This window comes from Corynebacterium sp. NML130628, assembly GCF_001875665.1.
GTDB lineage: Bacteria > Actinomycetota > Actinomycetes > Mycobacteriales > Mycobacteriaceae > Corynebacterium.
The window spans coordinates 42,723-61,661 of the sequence record NZ_MLAL01000018.1; the positions used below are offsets into that span (position 1 = coordinate 42,723).

The 18,939-nt window shown below is 62.1% G+C and carries 19 protein-coding genes; 13 read left to right on the top strand and 6 right to left on the bottom strand.

The features are described from left to right. Window positions 1-56: 56 nt before the first annotated feature. From BJP07_RS05620 to BJP07_RS05670, 11 genes are all read left to right on the top strand, one after another. A complete protein-coding gene (locus tag BJP07_RS05620) occupies window positions 57-986 on the top strand; it encodes a cutinase family protein (protein ID WP_071566570.1) in 930 nt (309 codons plus the stop codon). A gap of 27 nt (window positions 987-1,013) precedes the next feature. Then, on the top strand, window positions 1,014-1,430 hold the full coding sequence (locus BJP07_RS05625; protein WP_071566528.1) for a hypothetical protein: 417 nt from the start codon (window positions 1,014-1,016) through the stop codon (window positions 1,428-1,430). Between the two features lie 4 nt (window positions 1,431-1,434). Next, on the top strand, window positions 1,435-2,076 hold the full coding sequence (gene nadD / locus BJP07_RS05630) for a nicotinate-nucleotide adenylyltransferase (protein WP_369822321.1): 642 nt from the start codon (window positions 1,435-1,437) through the stop codon (window positions 2,074-2,076). Window positions 2,077-2,142: 66 nt separating this feature from the next. Further along, window positions 2,143-2,613 carry a ribosome silencing factor gene (gene rsfS / locus BJP07_RS05635; protein WP_071566531.1) on the top strand — a complete coding sequence of 157 codons (471 nt, stop codon included), beginning with the start codon at window positions 2,143-2,145 and terminating at the stop codon, window positions 2,611-2,613. Window positions 2,614-2,617: 4 nt separating this feature from the next. Next, on the top strand, window positions 2,618-3,256 hold the full coding sequence (locus BJP07_RS05640; RefSeq protein WP_071566533.1) for a histidine phosphatase family protein: 639 nt from the start codon (window positions 2,618-2,620) through the stop codon (window positions 3,254-3,256). Beyond that, window positions 3,257-4,054, top strand: coding sequence for a DegV family protein (locus tag BJP07_RS05645; protein ID WP_071566534.1), 798 nt, complete (start codon window positions 3,257-3,259; stop codon window positions 4,052-4,054). A 128-nt stretch (window positions 4,055-4,182) separates the two neighbouring features. Continuing rightward, a complete protein-coding gene (locus tag BJP07_RS05650) occupies window positions 4,183-4,857 on the top strand; it encodes a ComEA family DNA-binding protein (protein WP_071566535.1) in 675 nt (224 codons plus the stop codon). 3 nt (window positions 4,858-4,860) lie between these two features. Next, window positions 4,861-6,495, top strand: a complete 1,635-nt coding sequence (locus BJP07_RS05655) for a ComEC/Rec2 family competence protein (protein ID WP_071566536.1) — start codon at window positions 4,861-4,863, stop codon at window positions 6,493-6,495. Window positions 6,496-6,500: 5 nt separating this feature from the next. Continuing rightward, complete coding sequence (gene holA, locus BJP07_RS05660; protein ID WP_071566538.1) at window positions 6,501-7,427, top strand: DNA polymerase III subunit delta; 927 nt, start codon at window positions 6,501-6,503, stop codon at window positions 7,425-7,427. A 15-nt stretch (window positions 7,428-7,442) separates the two neighbouring features. Then, a complete protein-coding gene (locus BJP07_RS05665; RefSeq protein ID WP_071566540.1) occupies window positions 7,443-7,850 on the top strand; it encodes an ankyrin repeat domain-containing protein in 408 nt (135 codons plus the stop codon). Further along, a complete protein-coding gene (locus BJP07_RS05670) occupies window positions 7,850-8,494 on the top strand; it encodes a LysE family translocator (RefSeq protein WP_071566571.1) in 645 nt (214 codons plus the stop codon). The genes BJP07_RS05665 and BJP07_RS05670 overlap by 1 nt, the downstream gene beginning before the upstream one ends. On the opposite strand, the gene BJP07_RS05675 is transcribed toward BJP07_RS05670, so the two are convergent. The 3 genes from BJP07_RS05675 to BJP07_RS05685 all read right to left on the bottom strand — a co-directional run bounded on the left by BJP07_RS05675 (window position 8,481) and on the right by BJP07_RS05685 (window position 10,568). Next, complete coding sequence (locus BJP07_RS05675) at window positions 8,481-9,500, bottom strand: PHB depolymerase family esterase (protein WP_143109679.1); 1,020 nt, start codon at window positions 9,498-9,500, stop codon at window positions 8,481-8,483. The genes BJP07_RS05670 and BJP07_RS05675 overlap by 14 nt on opposite strands. Window positions 9,501-9,598: 98 nt before the next feature. Further along, window positions 9,599-9,862, bottom strand: coding sequence for a 30S ribosomal protein S20 (rpsT, locus tag BJP07_RS05680; RefSeq protein WP_071566542.1), 264 nt, complete (start codon window positions 9,860-9,862; stop codon window positions 9,599-9,601). 190 nt (window positions 9,863-10,052) lie between these two features. Beyond that, window positions 10,053-10,568, bottom strand: a complete 516-nt coding sequence (locus BJP07_RS05685) for a type II toxin-antitoxin system PemK/MazF family toxin (protein WP_071566543.1) — start codon at window positions 10,566-10,568, stop codon at window positions 10,053-10,055. Between the two features lie 81 nt (window positions 10,569-10,649). Here BJP07_RS05685 and lepA point away from each other — a divergent pair, with 81 nt between their 5' ends. Beyond that, complete coding sequence (gene lepA / locus BJP07_RS05690; RefSeq protein WP_071566544.1) at window positions 10,650-12,506, top strand: translation elongation factor 4; 1,857 nt, start codon at window positions 10,650-10,652, stop codon at window positions 12,504-12,506. Window positions 12,507-12,848: 342 nt separating this feature from the next. Further along, window positions 12,849-15,479: a Rib/alpha-like domain-containing protein gene (locus BJP07_RS05695; protein ID WP_083584111.1), complete on the top strand. Its 2,631-nt coding sequence runs from the start codon at window positions 12,849-12,851 to the stop codon at window positions 15,477-15,479. A gap of 116 nt (window positions 15,480-15,595) precedes the next feature. Here BJP07_RS05695 and BJP07_RS05700 read toward each other — a convergent pair whose 3' ends face one another. The 3 genes from BJP07_RS05700 to BJP07_RS05710 are packed head-to-tail and all read right to left on the bottom strand — an operon-like array spanning window position 15,596 to window position 18,929. Beyond that, window positions 15,596-17,485, bottom strand: a complete 1,890-nt coding sequence (locus BJP07_RS05700) for a BCCT family transporter (RefSeq protein ID WP_071566546.1) — start codon at window positions 17,483-17,485, stop codon at window positions 15,596-15,598. Window positions 17,486-17,512: 27 nt separating this feature from the next. Beyond that, window positions 17,513-18,286 (bottom strand): CPBP family intramembrane glutamic endopeptidase, encoded by a 774-nt coding sequence (locus BJP07_RS05705; protein WP_071566547.1) that lies wholly within the window; start codon window positions 18,284-18,286, stop codon window positions 17,513-17,515. Then, the gene (locus tag BJP07_RS05710; RefSeq protein ID WP_177222525.1) at window positions 18,270-18,929 is read right to left on the bottom strand and encodes a hypothetical protein; all 660 of its coding nucleotides are present in this window, start codon (window positions 18,927-18,929) and stop codon (window positions 18,270-18,272) included. The genes BJP07_RS05705 and BJP07_RS05710 overlap by 17 nt, the downstream gene beginning before the upstream one ends. Window positions 18,930-18,939 lie beyond the last annotated feature (10 nt).

Below are 18,939 nucleotides of genomic sequence, written 5' to 3' on the forward strand. Positions count from 1 at the left end.
CGCCCAAACTCCCAGGTGTGATTCATTTACGAAGAAGGTGCACAGTGATCCGCAAAATGCGTACGTTTTTCCGTCGTCGGCTGTCCGTGACTGCAGTTGCGTTCACCGCCGCAGCAGCGGCGGTGGTTACTCCGGTGCTGCCGACGCATGAGGCGGACGCGCAGCAGCATTGCCCGTCTGTTGCCGTGATCGCCGCGCGTGGTTCGGGACAAAACAACCAGATCTACCGCACCCGCTACGCAGGGGAAGCACCATGGACGTCGAATGGGTGGGAGGGGGAGACCATCCGGGCGTTCCTGCGCTACTCGGAGTCGCGCTACCGCGCCACGCATGGCGGGAATTCCCTGATGAAGGACGTGGAAGTCCTCGGGATGGAGCCACGTTACTACCCGGCTGTGTACCCGGATTACGACGTCCCCTCCGTCGCGGTTCCAGCTACCTTGCTGCAGGCGTTGGGGCTGGCGGTGCAGTACGCAGTGCCACTGTTTACCATGGCGCGCCAGGCTGGCACCGACTTCATGGATTCCGTCAACATTGGGCGCACCGGCGTGATGGCGCTGGTCAACGACTACGAGCGCTCAAGCGGGTGCCGCCCGAAGTACGTGCTGTCCGGCTACTCGCAGGGCGCGATGATTCTGCTGGAGCATGAGCGTGAGCTGGCACGCCGCGGCAAGCTGGCTGGCGTTGTCTACTTCGGCAACCCGATGACCGCAGCACGCGATGGTGGCACGGTTGGTGTAGCAAACGGTGGCGCTGGCGGCATGCTTGGCTTCCTGCCGTTCAACACGCGCACCGCGGGCGCGACGCCGAACAGGGTCAACTACTGCCTGCCGCTCGATGCGGTCTGTGACCTTTCCGTGCCCGTGTTGCGTGCGGCTGCTCCGACAGGAGGTACTCACGGACAGTATTTCCTGCGGTGGAACCGCTGGGATGACCAGGTGGCGGATTCCTTTGGGCGCTTCGTCGACCAGGTACGGTACCGCTAAGTGTTAAGGAAGGACAGAGACACAGTCATGGTTTCGTGGAAGCATACAGCGTGCAGCGCTCTCGTGGCAGCAACGCTGATGACCAGCGGAGTCTCGGTGGCGCAGGCTCAAGAGGCAGAAGCGGGTGTGGCAGTGCCGACGCCGACGCGGGGTGTATACATCCAGTCGCAAAGGTGCCAGTTCCGCACCGATGGGAACGGCAATGTTCTTGTCGACGCCCGCGGGCAGCGCATCCCGGTCCTCGACGAGCACGGCAAACCGGTGTGCGAGGACCTTAACGCCAGTTCGATGTCGTCGTTAAAGCAGAACGGGGGCTCCTCCGTGGAAGGCAAAGAGAAGCTGTCGTGGTGGGGGATTCTGCTCATCGTGCTTGGCTCAATCGTTGGCGTAGCGCTTACCGCGTTTTGGCTGACGTTCGAGCAGGCCAACATCTGGATCGGATAAGTACGTGGCAGAAGCTGTAGCGGCGTCGTTGCGTGGTGCACGACGCGTGGGAGTCATGGGTGGCACGTTCGACCCGATCCACAACGGTCACTTGGTGGCAGCGAGTGAAGTCGCTGACCGCTTCGACCTGGATGAGGTCGTGTTCGTCCCGACAGGGGAGCCCTGGCAGAAAGCTGACCGGCAGATCACTGACTCTGAGGACCGCTACTTGATGGCGGTCATCGCGACGGCTTCGAACCCGCGCTTCTCGGTCTCTCGGGTGGACATTGACCGTGCAGGCCCGACCTACACCCTGGACACGCTGCGGGACTTGCGCGCCCTGTTGCCGCAGGCAGACCTGTTTTTTATTACGGGTGCGGACGCGTTGGCATCGATAATGTCGTGGCGCGACTGGGACTTGATGTTTGACTTGGCGCAGTTCGTCGGAGTGACCCGGCCGGGCTACGAGCTGAGCGAATCTTTCCTGCCCGAGGATCTGCAAGAAAGGGTGCACCTTATCGAGATTCCCGCTATGGCGATCTCTTCCACCGGCTGTCGGGATCGCGCTCGGGAGGGCCGTCCGGTGTGGTACCTGGTGCCGGATGGTGTGGTGCAGTACATCGCGAAAAACGATCTTTACCGTTCAAGTGGCGAACAACATGCGTAGCGTGGGACAATAGGCGCGTTACTGCTATTTTTCATTACTTTTCATTACTGACGAAGGACTGAGTACTTGACTGCTTTGCAGATCTCTCTTGATCAGGCCGCGATCGCTGCGAAAGCTGCCGACGAAAAACTCGGCGAGAACATTGGCGTGATCGACGTGTCGAACGTGATCGGGATTACCGACATTTTTGTGATTGTCTCCGCGGACAACGAGCGCAAAGTAAACGCGATTGTCCAAGAGATTGAAGGCGACATGACCGACGCCGGTTTCGAGCCGAAGCGCTGCGAGGGCGTTCGCGAAAACCGCTGGGTGCTGCTGGACTACGGCAACATCGTGGTGCACGTGCAGCGCAGCCCAGAGCGCGACTTCTACGGCTTGGATCGCCTGTACGCGGACTGCCCAGCAATCGGCGTCGAGGGCTTGCCGGACTACGAGCGCCCCGGTGCCTTCGCGGACGGAGAGAGCGTACGCTCGGCGCAGCAGATTGAGGACCTGCCACTAGCGGGCGACGCGCCCGAGGACGAGGACGAGCTCTAGAACCATGGCGCGACGACTCATCTTGCTGCGGCACGGCCAAACGACGTATAACGCAACGTCGAGGATGCAGGGACAGCTCGATACGGAGCTGTCGGAGGAGGGGAAGCTGCAGGCGCGCAATATTGCGCCTGTGTTGACGGAGATGGGCGTCGCGAAGATAATTGCCTCGGACTTGAGCAGGGCCGCGGACACAGCGCAGATCGTCGCGAAACACCTCGGGCTGCCGGTGACCTATGATGCGCGCCTGCGCGAAACCCACCTTGGGCAGTGGCAGGGCAAGACCCACGCTGAGGTTGATGGCGTCGACGGCAGCGTTCGCGCCCACTGGCGCAATACCCCAACGTGGGCGCCTCCGGAGGGGGAGAGCCGAATTGACGTTGCGCAGCGCGCACGCCCAGTGGTCGATGAGCTGCTCGAGAGCTTTGACGAGTGGGAAGATACGGCGGTGCTGCTTGTCGCACATGGAGGCACGATTGCGGCATTGACGTCGAGCCTGTTGGACTTGGAGATTTCGCAGTACCCAATGATGAAGAGCCTGCGTAACGCGAACTTCGCACAGCTGCAGGCGTTGCCCCGCTACGGCGAGCCCGATGCCGGTGTCCAGTGGTACCTCGAGGCGTGGAACCAGGGGTTGACGGTCTAAATGGCGGTACGGGTAGTTGTTGATTCCTCCGCGGGCTTGCCTGACGATATTGTCAGCGAGCTGGGCATCACAGTGCTCCCGCTGCACGTCACGGAGCATGCCGAAGACGAAGAAGTATCGACGAGCGGGCTGTCGGCGTTGGAACTCGCGGCGGCCTACGGGCGCCAGCTCGAGCGCTCCGAGGACGAGGGTGTGGTGGCGCTGCACCTGTCGAAGCACTTTTCTTCCACCTGGTCCGCGGCGGTCTCTGCGTCGGGGGTGTTCCCGGGGAACGTGCGGGTGCTCGACACCAGTACCGTCGGCATGGCGGTTGGAGCGGCCGCGATGGCGGCGGCGACTGTAGCACGCGAGGGTGCGAGCCTCGAAGAGGTGGAGGCGATGGCGTCTTCCACGCTGAAGCGCTCCGAGACGTGGTGCTACCTACATCAACTGGACTGGCTGCGAAAGTCTGGCAGGATCTCGACGGGTACTGCGGTGCTCTCAGCAGCGTTGTTGGCAACGAAGCCGATCCTGCGGATGCACAACGGCAAGCTCGAACTTGCTGGCAAGACCCGCACTCAGACGAAGGCGTTTTCCAAGCTCACCGAGCTTGTCTTGGAACGCGCAGACTCGCAACCGGTGTTCGCTGCGGTGCAGCATGCGGACGCGGAGGAGCCTGCGCAACAGCTGGCGAGGATGCTCGAAGAGGTCCTGCCGCGGCACTCGCGAGTGCTAGTGGAGTCGATGGTCGACGTGCTTGCGGCGCACACAGGGCCTGGCGCGATCGGGCTGTCGGTTGTGTTCGGATCACGTACGTAGCGGCGGTGTCAAGGGGGATTCCTGCGGTTGTGGATACGTGGCCTGTGCGGGGCCTGTGGGTGAGGGGTTATCCACAGTAGGTTTGTGTGTGCTGCCCGGGGTGGTGGCGCTGGTTTTAGCCTGTGGTTATGCAGGTCAGTGAACGGATTCAAGAGCTTACGCGCCCGACTGGTGAGGAGGCGCTGCTGCAGGTGAAGTACCCTGCCCCGCGGGTGCATGTTCCGGCGAAGCCGGCTGCGGCGGTGGCTGGGGTGGTTGTTTGCGTGCTGGTGGTGTGGGCGCTCCTGCAGATTCGTGGCCTGGATCCCGCAGAGGTGGAAACACCGGTGTGGGAGAACGTCGCCACGGCGACGGATGTGCCTGAGCGTGTGGTTGTGGCGGTGGTTGGGGAGGTGGCTAACCCCGGGTTGGTGACGTTGAATCAGGGGTCGCGTGTGGCGGATGCGTTGGATATTGCCCAGCCACTTGAGCATGCGGATTTGTTGCAGTTGAACTTGGCTCAAGTGCTTGTCGACGGCCAACAACTACACGTCGTGGCAATCGGTGAGGGCCCTGCCGCGCCTGCCGGGCCTGCCGGTCCTGCTGGGGATGGCGCGCTTGCGGGCGCGGGTGGGCAGCTTTCACTCAACAGTGCCTCGGCGGCGGAACTGGTCACGTTGCCCGGGGTGGGAGAGGCGACAGCGGCGGCAATTATCGCTCACAGGGAGGCGAATGGGCCGTTTCAGAAGGTCGAGGACCTCATGCAGGTGAAGGGGATTGGGCCTGCGAAGTTCGAGGCGATTGCGCCGCTGGTGGGGTTGTAGGCGGTGCAGGAGCTTCGGCTGGTGCCCACCGCGCTGTGTGTCTGGTTGGCGACGATCGTGGCTGTTGGCGTCGCGCCGTGGGCGGGCTTCGCGGTGGTTGCAGGGGTGGTGTTGCTGTGCGGGTGGGCGCGTGCGGTGGGGCAGGCGCTGCTGGTCGGGGTTGGGGGTCTGGCGGCTGTCGTGGTGGCGTGGGTCCGTGTCGCGGTGGCACGCGCGGGGACCTTGCGGCTGCCGGTGGAGGCCACCGTGACAGCGACGCCGAAGGAGCTTGCCTCCGGCGGGGTGCTGGTGCGGGTGCGCACGAAGGCTGGCGGCGCGGAGCTGCCGGTGTTTGTTCGCGATGATGTCCCTGATGGGGTGGTCAGCGGGGCCACAGTGCGGGTGGATGGCACGGTGTCGGAGTCCTCGCGGGCAGGAGTGAACCCGTGGACGGTCAACGGAGCGGTCGAGCCCGTGGCGGGGCCGACGGGTGCATCCGGGTGGGCACAGCACGTGCGCTCTGCCTTTGCAGATGCGGTGCGCGACCATGTTGGCGAGCACTCGCAGGGGCTCATCCCCGGCATGGTGTTGGGTGATACCTCGATGCAGGGTGCATCGGAGCAGCAGGCGTACATCGCTACGGGTCTTTCGCACCTCTCGGCGGTATCGGGGGCGAATGTGGCCATTGTGACCACGTTTGCAGTGATGGTCGCGGCAGCACTTCGTATCGGGCTGTATGGCAGGCTCGTCGCCGCGAGTGCAGCGCTGGCGGTCTTCGCCGTATTGGTCGGCCCGGAGCCGAGCGTGCTGCGGGCATCCGTCATGGGACTGGTCGGGCTCGTCGCGGTGGTCGCCTCGAGCCAGACGGAGGTCATCCACGCGTTGTGCCTGGCGGTGGTCGCGCTCATCTTCTTCGATACCGACCTGGCGCTGCATTATGGGTTCGCGCTGTCGGTGGCGGCGACCGTCGGCATCGTGGTGCTCTTCCCGCTGTTCTACAGGGCGCTGGCACCGACTGCGCTGCCGGATATCTTCGTGCGCGCTGTCGCGGTTGCCATTGCTGCCGATGTTGTGACGATGCCCCTCGTGGCCGCGATGGCGGGGCAGGTCTCGTTGGTTTCCGTTGGTGCAAACGTGCTCGTCGCACCGGTCACGCCCCTGGTGACGGTGCTTGGGCTGAGCGCGGTGGTGCTCGCAGTGCTGCCGGGTGGCCTAGAGGCAGTCCTGCTGTGGGCGATTACCCCGCTGACCTGGTGGGTGCACACCGTGGCTGAGCGTGGCGCTGCGCTGCCTGCCGCGACAGTCGCCGCAAATCCGGTGACGGTGCTCATCGGATACGGATGGGTGGTTGCCGTGCTGCTGCTTGTGCCGTGGCGGGGCCGCACCCTTGCACTGAGCCTGGTCTGCGCGGTGGCAGTCGGCGTCTGCATTACCTGGCCACGCGGTACCGTCGTGGACCCCGCTACGCTACGCAGCCACGTCGTGGCCACCAAAGAGGACGTCTTCCCGGTCCCGACCGGTACCGAGCTGGTGGTGGTACTCGAAAAAGGCAGCGCACTCGAAAGACCAGCAGCCACAGCGGAAGGAATCCCCGTCATCTTCCCCAACCGGGGACCCGTGCCCGTCCTCTACGCAGATGGGAGGCAACAGCTACGCTAAGAAGCATGCTCAACCCAGTACACCTGGTCCTCGGGGAAGACGAATTCCTCGCCGAACGCGCCACCAAAGCCATCATTGCCCAGCTCAGCCCAGCTGCGGAGCGCACCACCTTACGCGCGGGCGACGTCACCGAGGGCGAACTGGCCATGGCGACCAGCCCCTCGCTGTTCGCAGAGGAGCGCATCGTCGTCATCGAGAACACAGAAATGGCGGGCAAAGAGCCACTCGAAACCCTGCTGCGCGCCTGCGTGGACCCAGCGCCAGGCATGACGCTGATCATCGAGCACTCCGGAGGTGGGCGTCAAAAAGCCTATGTGAAGAAGTTCGAGAAGATCGCCGAGGTCCACCGGGTGGACTCCCTGCGCGACCGCGACCGCCACTCCTGGCTCACTCAGGAGTTCCGGCGCTACGGGCAGCGACCAACGCCGGACACCGTCGCGGCGCTGCTCGAGTCGGTAGGCTCTGACCTGCGGGAACTCGCCAGTGCGGTGAGCCAGCTCGTGGCGGACACCGACGGCGAAGTCGACGTGACTGCCGTGCGTAACTACTACACTGGCGTGGCGGAAGTCGCAGGCTTCGACATCGCAGAACAAGCCATCGCCGGGCGCGCTGACCGCGCACTCGCCTCCACGCGCCGGGCGTTGCAGCTGGGCACGAGCCCGGTCGCGATCGCGGCGGCGCTCGCGCACAAGGTCGGTGACATCGCCAAACTGTATGGGGTGCGGGGCAACCCGGACCAGCTCGCTCGCACGGTTGGGATGCACCCCTTTGTGGTGAAGAAAACCATGAACGTTGCGCGCCAGTGGTCGGGGGACGCCGTGTCGCAGGCCGTCATCATCGTCGCTGAGTTGGAGTCGACAGTGAAAGGTGGCGGCGGGGAACCAGAGTACGCAGTGGAAGAAGCAGTTCGTCGGATTGCCCAACTCGCGTGATAGCGTGAGAAAACTATGACGCAGCAAGAACCGAACGAGATTCCCGAAGACGTCCAAGCCTTCGTCACCCGCCTGTTCCAGATGGCGCGGGACGGCGACATGAGCCTGCTTGACTACGTTGACCAGGGCGTCGACGTCAACCTGACAAACCAGGACGGCAACTCATTGTTGATGCTCGCCAGTTACTCCGGCCACCTCGCCGTCACTGAAGGGCTCATCGCGCGCGGCGCAGACGTCAACGCCCTGAACTCGCGTGGGCAAAGCCCGCTGGCCGGGGCGATTTTCAAGAAGGAAGACGACATCGCCCGCGCGCTCATCAGCGCGGGTGCCGACGCCACCACCGGCACCCCAACCGCCATCGACACAGCGAGCATGTTCGGCCGCGAGGACCTCATCGACCTGCTCAAGGGCGCTCAGCGGTGATCGCGCCGGCAGATCTCGCGGTCATTGTCGGCCTCAACCTGGTTGGTGCAGCCGCGCCGGGGCCCGACGTCATCCTGGTAACCCGTACCGCGACGCGTTCTCGGCCTCACGCTTGGGCGACGACATGCGGCATCCAACTCGGCGTGCTGTGGTGGTGCACGCTCACCGTGCTTGGAGCAGCGGCCCTACTGACCGCTGTGCCTCGCGCGCTGCAGGTGGTGCAAGTGATTGGTGGCGCGTACCTGGTGTGGATGGGCATCAATGCGGCGCGTCAAGGCTGGCGCGATAGGCGCAACCCACCCCTTTCCCTCGAGGAGGCGGAGCAGCGTCTTGGGAGCTTGCGCGCCAGTTTTGTTCGTGGTCTATCGACGAACCTAGCGAACCCAAAAATTGTTGTGGCGCTCTCCGCCATGATTGCGCCGCTGCTGCCGACGAGCCCCTCGTGGGCAACGCAGATCGTGGTGATCCTGTCGTTGTGGGCTAGTTCGTTCATCCTGTTCGGTGTGCTCACGCAGGTTGTGTCAACGAACCGGGTGCGGCGCAAACTTTTAGCCACCGGGCCCGCAATCGATATGGGCTCCGGCGGCTTCTTCTGCGTCGTTGGCGTGCTGCTCGTGGTGCGCGGCCTGCTTAGCGCTGGCTAAGCAGGAAGTCCACGGTGGTGTTGCTTGCGGAGGGGTCCGTGAACCAGTGGTGGATCCCGCCTTCGATCCGCTGCAATTCCGTTGGTGCGACGCATGATGCTGGTGTGAAACGGGTGACGTTGCCCAGCTGTGACTCGTTGACCGCGCCGACAGAGCAGCCGTTTTTGTCCATGAACAGGTTGAACACGTCGTTGACCGAGCGGAACGGCTTGCCGTGGCGGTTGCCACCGTTGTAACCCACGACGTTGTCGTTGGTGCCGTGCATGATCAACGTCGGGACGGCACCGCTCTTGCAACCCTCGACCGTTGGGTTGTAGTAGGCGCCCGCCACCGATGCGATACCGCTGACCAGCTCAGGTGCGTGGCAGGCAAGCGATGCAACCATGCCACCACCGTTGGACAAGCCGACCGCGGTCACGCGGTCGCGGTCGGCGCCGTAGTGCTCGACGAGGTCGTCGATAATCGCGCGAGTGTAAGCGATGTCCTGCTTGGTCGAGGTCCGCGCGTATGGTGCGCCGGCCCAGGCCTGCGACTCGCCCTCTGCGTACACCACAATAGCGCGGCCCGCAGCAGCGGACTCTAGGTTGGCGTAGCTCTGCATCTGATCAGCGGTGTGCTGCCAACCGCCGTAGCCGATAATGACAGGGTAGTGCTTGCCCTCCTCATAGCCTGAGGGCAGCACCACGTTGTAGGAGCGCGACAGACCGTCCGCGTTGACGGTGCGGCGCTCCTGGGAACCGCGACGACCCGGCTCATGCGAGGAGCCGATCGTGCCGGTGACCGGACCCAAAACCACAATGGCTGCCACGAGCCCGACGAGCAGCGCCAGCCGGTCCAGCCGAATATTCTGCGGGTTCAGCATTTTCTGAAGCTCACGTAGGTCAGGCAACTGCTGCGCCTGCGCGGTAGGGGTGACGGCGGACTGCTCCGGGGCCACCGCGACGGCACCCAACGTCAGAGTTGTAGCTGAAACTGCTGCGCAAAGCGCACGACGATAATTCTTCACAAATTCAGTATCGTAGAACAGATTCAGCAATGTTACGAATGCAAAAAATCCTGCGCACCGGGCGGGGCCGGGGCACAGGATTGCTATGCGCGAAAAGCTTAGGCCATCTTGTTCAGAGCGCGAGCCATGTTCGACTTCTTGTTCGCCGCATTGTTGCGGTGGAACACGCCCTTGGACACAGCCTTGTCCAGCTTGCGGGAAGCGAAACGCAGCTGCTTCTCAGCAGCGGCTTTGTCGCCGGACTCGACAGACTCACGGAATTTACGGATCTCCGTGCGGACAGCGGAACGGACCGACTTGTTGCGAACGCGACGCTTCTCGTTGGTGAGAACGCGCTTCTTCTGCTGCTTGATATTAGCCATAATGTGCACCTCTTAAATAAGTTGATATCGATTGCAATGTCGAAGATTCGGCGACGGGTTGTATATGCGCAATGCTTTGAACTTGACGCGAACCCAAGGTCCTGCCCGCGTAGATCACGCACCCGAAACCGGATACAAACAACTCGACCAAGATACCCCACCACGCGAAACGGGGCAAGTGCTGGGCCTGCTAGGTCCAGTGGTAGTTGTCGCGCAGGCGGTTGGCTACTCGTTCGAAGCGGCGCGCGGGAAGCGTGGCACCCCGCCGGTGGATGCTCGCCTCCGGCACCACCAGCAGTAGGTCAAGGCGCAGCCAGCCGGGTTGCCCAGAAGCGTCCCAGTCGCCGGTGCCGATGCTGAGCCATTCCTCAGTAGTGGACTCCGGGTTCGCCACCGGCTCCTCACCGCAGTGGATGAGCAGCGCAAGCACGTCGTGGTGGTCACGCCCCACGACAAGCATCGCGCGTTCTTCCGGGGGAGTAGACGGCACGAGTGCCCACACGACCTCGCCGGGCTCGGCGTTGCCGTCCATATCCGGACCGTAATAGATATTGCGCGCGTGCTGCTCCGTAGGTTGGACGTCGATACGCGTGGCGGTGGTGCGGGTCTTGGTGCCGGGGGTGAGCCCAAGGCGCTCGTTGAGCAGCGCAAGCCCCTCCTTGAGGGAGGCACGTCGTTGCTGTTGGAGCTTGCGCCAGATGACCATGGTGCAAACTCTAAGTGTTTTGCCTGACCTGGGCAAGGGTGTGTTTCGAAATGGGCCTTCGGCAGGTAGAGTGACACAATTATGGCTGCCCAAAAACGAAATTTCGCGGAAACGACGTTCACTGACCCGGAGCGGATCCGGAACTTCTGCATTATTGCCCACATTGACCACGGAAAATCCACGCTCGCGGACCGCATTTTGCAGCTGTCTGACGTTGTTGAGGCGCGTGAGATGCGTGATCAGTACCTGGACAATATGGATATTGAGCGCGAACGCGGCATTACCATTAAGGCCCAGAACGTTCGCCTGCCATGGACTCCACGTTCGGGCGAGTACGAGGGGCAGGAAATGGTCCTGCAGATGATCGACACGCCCGGCCACGTCGACTTCTCCTACGAGGTGTCACGCGCACTCGAGGCGTGTGAAGGCGCAATCTTGCTTGTCGACGCCGCCCAGGGCATCGAAGCCCAAACCCTCGCGAACCTGTACATGGCGATGGACAACGACCTGGAAATCATCCCGGTCCTCAACAAGATCGACCTGCCGGCAGCCGACCCGGAAAAGTATGCACTGGAAATCGCGAACATTATCGGCTGCGAGCCGGAGGACGTTTTGCGCGTATCGGGCAAGACGGGCGTGGGCGTCCCGGAGCTGCTGGATAAGGTCGTGGAGCTGATCCCTGCGCCGTCGTCCGAATACGACGCCGATGCTCCAGCCCGCGCCCTCATCTTCGACTCCGTCTACGACACCTACCGCGGCGTCGTCACGTACATCCGCATGTTTGATGGCAAGCTGCTGCCGAACCAGCAGGTGCAGATGATGAACACCGGCGTGCGCCACGAGATCCTCGAGATCGGTGTGGTCTCACCAACCATGAAGAAAACCAAGGGGCTCGGCCCCGGCGAGGTCGGCTACCTCATCACAGGTGTGAAGGACGTGCGCGAAACCCGCGTCGGCGACACCGTCACCTGGGCAACCAAGGGGGCTGCCGAGCCGCTCGACGGCTTCGAAGAGGTCAAGCCGATGGTGTACTCGGGCCTCTTCCCGGTCTCCCAGGAGGACTTCCCGGCGCTCCGCGAGTCGCTGGAGAAGCTGCAGCTTAATGACGCCTCCCTGACCTGGGAACCCGAGACCTCCGTGGCGCTGGGCTTCGGTTTCCGCTGTGGCTTCCTCGGGCTTTTGCACATGGAAATCACCCGCGACCGCCTCGAGCGCGAGTTCGACCTGGACCTGATTTCCACCGCGCCGTCGGTCACCTACCGCGTGATCGCCGAGGACGGTACGGAGCAAATGGTGCACAACCCATCCGACTGGCCGAGTGGCAAGCTGCAGGCCGTGTACGAGCCGATCGTCAACATGACGATCATCGTCCCGCAGGAGTTCGTCGGCTCCACGATGGAGCTGTGCCAGTCGAAGCGCGGCACCATGAAGAACATGGAGTACCTCTCGGAGGATCGCGTCGAGTTGCGCTACCACATGCCACTCGGCGAAATTATCTTCGACTTCTTCGACATGCTGAAGTCCCGCACCAAGGGCTACGCCTCGCTGAACTACGAGGACGCCGGCGAGCAGGAAGCAGACCTGGTCAAGGTTGACATCCTGCTGCAGGGCGATCCTGTAGACGCGTTCTCCGCGATCGTGCACAAGGACTCCGCGCAGTGGTACGGCAACAAGATGACGAAGAAACTCAAGGAGCTCATCCCACGCCAGCAGTTCGAGGTGCCCGTTCAGGCGGCGATTGGCTCGAAGATCATCTCGCGCGAAAACATCCGTGCGCTGCGCAAGGACGTGCTGTCCAAGTGCTACGGCGGTGATATTTCGCGTAAGCGCAAGCTGCTGGAGAAGCAGAAGGCTGGTAAGAAGCGCATGAAGGCGATCGGCTCGGTCACCGTGCCGCAGGAAGCATTCGTGGCGGCGTTGTCGACCGACGAAGCGTAGCTTTTACCCCTGTATGTGGCGGAAATCACCGCATGTTTTTGGGGAATGAATTCCGCAAGAAAATCCACCGCGCGTGTGCGTGGTGGATGTTTTTATGACCTTGTAGTTTCGCTCCCCACTGCTGAATGGATGAGAAGTGCTCAAAGAACTCCCGAAGGAATAGAGGAGATAAAAGGAGCGTAAATATGTGGTTTCTAAAACTCGCGTATCAAGTAAATGTGCAGGTAGGGGAATTGTCTACCGTGCCTGATATATTTTTGTTCCAAAAAGTACGGTGTTAATTTGCAGAAAACTCTGTCGTAGTATTAAGACGAATTTGTTGCCCCTGAAAGGACACCCCTCATGCGAAAAATTGGAGCGTCCCGCGCTGCACGCCGACGTGCAATGATCGCCGGAACCGTCATCTGTTCACTTGCGCTTAACACAGTGTCAGCGAACGCAGTCACGCCACACTACGCGGTGAACCCTGAGAGCGCTGCACAGCAACTCGACGGGAACCAGAACTGGCGTGATGCCAACGGCTCTGTCGTCCCGGCAGTAAGCCCCGAAGTTACGGAAGATGCGCGGCAAGCTATCGACCGTGACGCGATTGCAGCCGGACGTGTCACTTCCCTCGAACAAATTGAACAACAACGAGCGAAGGGCGTAGTGCAAGGCCGAGTCGTACTGGCCACGGATGCGAACACGCTCAACGCGGCACAGCAAGGAATCGGCAACGGTTACACCGTGTACCTTCAGTGGATGGACAACACATCGCCGGCATCGCCTATCTTCTCAGCCAAAACACACACACTGGCCGACGGCACTCCTCCCGGCGAAGGCTACTTCGCGTTCGATAACCTCAACTGGATTGATGCGAAGGGCACCCTGCACCACTTCAACCCTGAATCGGATGGGGAGCATACCCGCTACAAACTGTGGATGCGTCCCAATCAGCAAGGCCCTGCTGGCAATCCACTAGTCACACTGCGTCAAGCGCCAGGCTCCGGAGTTGGTTTTATGAACCCCGACTTCGACGGGCCGGGAGGCTCCAAGGTGATTGAGGGCTATGCTCTCACCCACGCGACTATTTACACAGCAGAGCAGCCTTTGGCCACGGACACACCCTTCCCATTCGCTCGACCGCGCAACGATTGGCGGCTCGACGAACAAGGCCCTTCCACTGATCGGCCGCAATACTCAGTTTCAGGCAAGGTGTACTGGTCCAGTATCGACAACCTTGACGGGTTCCCACGCAAAACTGAAGGTCAGGATGGGGATGGCCACTACGTAGTCATGAGCCGGCTGAGTGAAGAGGGCGTCGAAAAGCTGAAAGAAGCCGTCGGTCAGATCTCCGATCCTGCTCAGCGCTCCCGTGCGCAGGCTGAGTATCTCAAAGAGCACCCGGATACTGTCGCCGAGACTGTGATTGGCAAAGTTGTAGACGGCAATTACACCGTGCGCTTCAAGGGGCGAATCACCGAAGAATCGCTGTATGGCTTTGTAGTCGCCGGGACGCGAAAGTCCGGCCCGACACAGCAGATACTCCCTGCCTTCTCCGGCTGGTCTGTGCCGGAATTCGGCCCCGCCGGTGAAAACTCCGTGCTTCCAGCAGCTAAGTACCATACAACTGCTACCTACGCTGCTGAAGGCGTGAACTTCGCCCTCGTTCCAGACGTCGCGGATCCCATGTTGAGCATCAGTGCTTCCGTCGGCACGCACCGTGCGAAACCAGGCGACGTGGTCCAGCCATTCGTCGAAATGGTGGCGGCGCTAGGCCAATCCGCAGACGTCGAATGGACCAACGCCGATGGTCGCCCCGACGGCGCATGCAACGACGACAACTTGAACACCTGCTCTTTTACCGTGCCTGATGACGCCAAAGATGGCTCTATCTTCCAGGCCCGGCTCATGGTCGAAGGACAGATTGTGGCTTCGGCTCAGTTCGAAGTCGGCACGAAGGAACTCGCCGAAGACTACCAGCCACAATGGAGCAACATCACGGTTGAAGCGGGCAAGAAAGCCACCGCTCCGGCCCCTACGCTTGACGACACCCGTTCCACCACCACTGAGCGCCTCACCCCAGGCCAAGACGTAGTATTCGCCCGTGACGCAAAAACTCCTGACTGGGTCAACGTCGTCGAAGACGGGTCACTGACTATCAACCCACCAGCCGGAATGAAAGCAGGGAAGCACAACGTCCCCGTGAAAGTGACGTACCCGGATACGTCGACAGAAACGGTGAGCGTTGCAGTAACGGTGACGGCGCCGCCAAGCGTTGTGCCGACCCCGCCGGCCAAGCCGTCTACTTCGGCTAAGCCGTCCACGTCGGCCAAGCCGTCTGCCTCTCCGAAGAAGCCGACCCCGCCGGCCAAGCCGTCTACTTCGGCTAAGCCGTCCACGTCGGCCAAGCCGTCTGCCTCTCCGAAGAAGCCGAGCCCTTCGGCTAAGCCGTCTACGTCGGCTAAACCGTCTGCCTCTGCCAATCCGTCTGCTTCGGCTAAACCGTCTGCTTCGGCCAAGCCGTCTGCTTCGGCCAAGCCGTCTGCTTCGGCTAAACCGTCTGCTTCGCCGAAGAAGCCAACCACGTCGGCACAGCCATCGACTACCTCTCGCAAGATGAAGGCACCGACCCTGGAAGCGCTTGTCGAAGGCGACACAATGCTCCGCGGCAGTGCCGATGGGGTCAACCAAAAGCTGACTGTATCGGTAACTGGTCAGAAAGATGTCACGGTACGAACCGACAAGAACCATCGCTGGAGTGTGCAGTTATCGCAGCCCCTGCGTGCGGGGGATGTCGTGAAAGTTCGTGATGCTGCGGGCAACGAAACGAGGACGACTGTTCAGGCGAAACCGACTGAAGAACCAACACCTAGTTCGTCGACGGGCAGTATCGTTGGCATCGTGCTCGGCATCCTGGCGGCCTTGATCGGTGGCGCCGTAGCGTTCGGGCTGCACACCGGCATGCTCAAACTGCCTGGGGTGCTGCATTGATGAGGTGAGGCTCTGCCATAAAACCTAAAAGGCAGTAACAGGACGAGGATTACTACAGTCCTGTTACTGCCTTTTGTGCTGACGGCACTGCCTGTGTTGTTGAGTGTGGCGCCCAGCTAGTCCTTCTTGGACTTGGCTTCCGAACCAACCCCCGAACCAGACTCCGAATCAGTGTCGTTGCTGTCAGGGGTCTCTGGCTCGTAGCCGTCGGCCCAGGTGCCGGTTTCGTAGTCGTAGCCGACGTTTTCGCCGTCTTCGTTGGTGCGCTGGTACCAGTCGGTGACGTGGGCGGCGGTGGAGTCGAAGTCCGCGCCGGCGCCCTTGCCTTCGTCGGCTTGGTTGACGGTGAGTTCGAAGTCGTCGCCGTATTCTTCGAGGCCCTTGATGACGGCGGCGCGCATTGCGGATCGCGCGTAGGTGTTGCGGATCGCGAGAGGGTCGGTGGACAGGTCTCGGAGGAATGCGACGCCGATGAAGATCAGGATGGCGGAGAACGGCAGCGCGGAGAGGATCGTGAGGGATTGCAGGCCGGAGAGGGCGTCTTCGCCGCCGGTCAGGAGCATGACGACGGCGATGCCCATCATGCACGCACCCCAGAATAGGACGATCGGTTTCTTTGGCGCCGGGTCGCCCTTGGAGGACATGGTGCCCATGACGACGGAGGCGGAGTCGGCTGAGGTGATGAAGAAGATGGAGAGGATGACGATCAAGAGGGCGGAGGTGAGGCCGTAGAGGGGGAGCTGCTCGAACATGGCGTAGAGGACGCTTTCGGTGGAGCTGGTGCCGTCGAAACCTGGGATGTTGTCTCGGTTGAAGGAGATGGTGGTGCCACCGAAGATGGTGAACGCGAGGATGAGCACGGTGGTCGGCACGACGATGGTGACGATGGTGAATTGTCGGATGGTGCGGCCGCGGGAGATGCGGGCGATGAACATGCCGACGAACGGGGTCCAGGCGATCCACCATGCCCAGTAGAAGGCGGTCCAGGCCGCCTGGAAGTCGAGTGTTTCTTGGCCCCAGGTCAGTGAGCGGGACGCCATGTCCATGTACTTGTCGACGTACGCGATGGCGCCGGACGGGAGGAGGTTCGTGAGGAACAGGGTCGGGCCGGTGACGAACACAAAGAAGATCGCGCCGAGCGTCAGGGTGATGTTGATGTTGGAGAGGATGCGCACGCCCTTGGAAACGCCGGAGACGGCGGAGATCATGAAGCCGGTGGATAGCAGCATGACGATGCCGATGAGCACACCTGTGGACACCTCGATGCCACCGACGATGGAAACGCCCTCGGTGATCTGTAGCGCTGCGACGCCGAGAGAGGCCGCGGTGCCAAAGAGGGTGGCAACGATCGCGAGGATGTCGACGAGCTTGTCGGTCCATGCACCTTTACCCTTGGTCAGGGGGGTGAATACGGAGGACAGGAGGGAGACGCGGCCGCGGCGATACGTCGAGTAGGCGAGCGCACCGCCGACGAGCGCGTAGGCCGACCATGGTGAAACGCCCCAGTGGAAGTGGGACTGCGCCATCGCTTGGTGGAGGGCTTCGGGGGTTTCGGCGTCGACAGTCAGTGGTGGTGGGGTGATGTAGTGGCTGAGTGGTTCGGAGGGGCCGAAGAAGAAGATGCCGACGCCAATACCTGCGGCGAACATCATGGCGATCCAGGAGAAGAAGGAGTACTCCGGCTCCTCGTCGTCCTTGCCGAGTTTGATAGTGCCAAAGCGTGAGAACGCGATGACGAGCATCAGGACGACGCAGCCGGACATGATGATGTTAAACAGCCAACCGAAATTGTACATGCCCCAGTTCAGTGCGTTGCCGGCTACTTCGCCGACGGTATCTGGTGCGGCGATGCCCCAAATGATGAACGCGACGATGAGCACCGCGGTGACACCGAAGACGAGCTTGTCCACCCCGAATCGGTTGCGTTGTTCTTCCACGCTGATCCCGGGGACGAGCCCGGGGTGCATGTCGTCGGGATAGGCGGGTGCAGCATTGGTGCTGGACATGAGGTGCTCCTTGCGATTGTGAGTCTCTTAGTTAACCGCATCCGGGACGATATGGCTAGTTGGGTCCGGACGTTTTCGGCGGTTGATAGTCAGGAGGAGCAGCGTCGTACCGATGGTGAACGCGGAGGAAAACGCGAGGTCAACCCAATCAAGTTCGGTAGGGCTGGCGTCGGGTTCGATGAAGAAAACAGAGATATTATTAAACGCGTGCATCACCACTGCGGCCTCGAGTCCGCCGGTGTACCAGACAAGGGCGGAGACGCAGATGGTGAACACGAGGATGTCGGTCAACCCGATCCAGTTGTACTCGTGCAACGCCACGAATGGGATGACCGGGACCGCGTACGCCACCCACGGCGAGCGCACCCACGTGCCGACGATCTGGGGGATAGCGCCACGGAACATGAACTCTTCCGCTGCTGCCTGAAACGGCGTGATGAGCACGTACATCAGCAGGATTGGCGTGAGGTCGATGTCTTCCCACGGCGTGGTCAGGCCGAACAGCACCAGCATGACCAGGCTGCTGCGAAGCACGATTGGCCAGCGCACGCGGCCCGCCACGCTGACGAGCAGCGCCGGATCGCGTCCGGCCACCCGTGCTGCGAGGAACGCCGCCGGCAGCGTCAGCGCAAGGCTGAGCACGATGGCGAGCTGGGATTCCATGTCACCGGTGGCGTCCAGGAAGAAGAAGGCAGCCAGCGTCAGCGTGAGGAAGAACGCTACGAGCAGCAGCGCCTCTATGAGCGCGCGCCACCACGGCCGTTCAGCGGCGAGGAGGTGGTACTCAAGGCAGGGCTGCAACGGCGACCTCCAACGCGATGTTCGCGGAAGCGCCAGGCAGCAGTGTCACGCCACGGCGGTCTTCGCCGAGTAGGGCGGGTTCCACGCAGACGAAGTGGGCCCAGTCGTCATCGCCGAGATCGTCGGCTTCGCGGCACACGTCGGGGCCCGGGTTCCACACCACGAGGTGGTCGGTGCCGGTGCAGGTAAACGTGAGCTCGCGGGTGGCGTCGCGGAGGACGGCGCTGGTCGCCCCGGCAATCACGGCGTCGGTCTCCTTGCCAAAGCGCAGCGATCCCTCCACCGTCTTCAACTCGCCGTCGGTTTTGTCGAGGAAGCGGGAGCCGTCGACACCCGAGAGTTCCGCTGTCGCCGCGTCGCAGGCCCAGTAGGGGTGCAGTGCGATCTGGACGGGCCGCGGGGTGGACGCGCCGTTGGTGATGGTCAGTTCGAAGCGCGAGCGGGCGTCGTCAAGCTGGGTGCGGAAGACGAGGTGGAAGTTGTCGTGGCTCACGCGCATCGTGTCGCCGTCGTGTTGCCACTCGAGGCTGGTTGCCCAGCCGTGCATCTGCTCGCCGAGAGTTTGTGCGAACCACGGAGCGACAACTGGGATTCCTCCGTGGGCCGGACTGTGCTGGGAATGAAAAAACAGTGGTTGCGTCACGGCTCCCAAT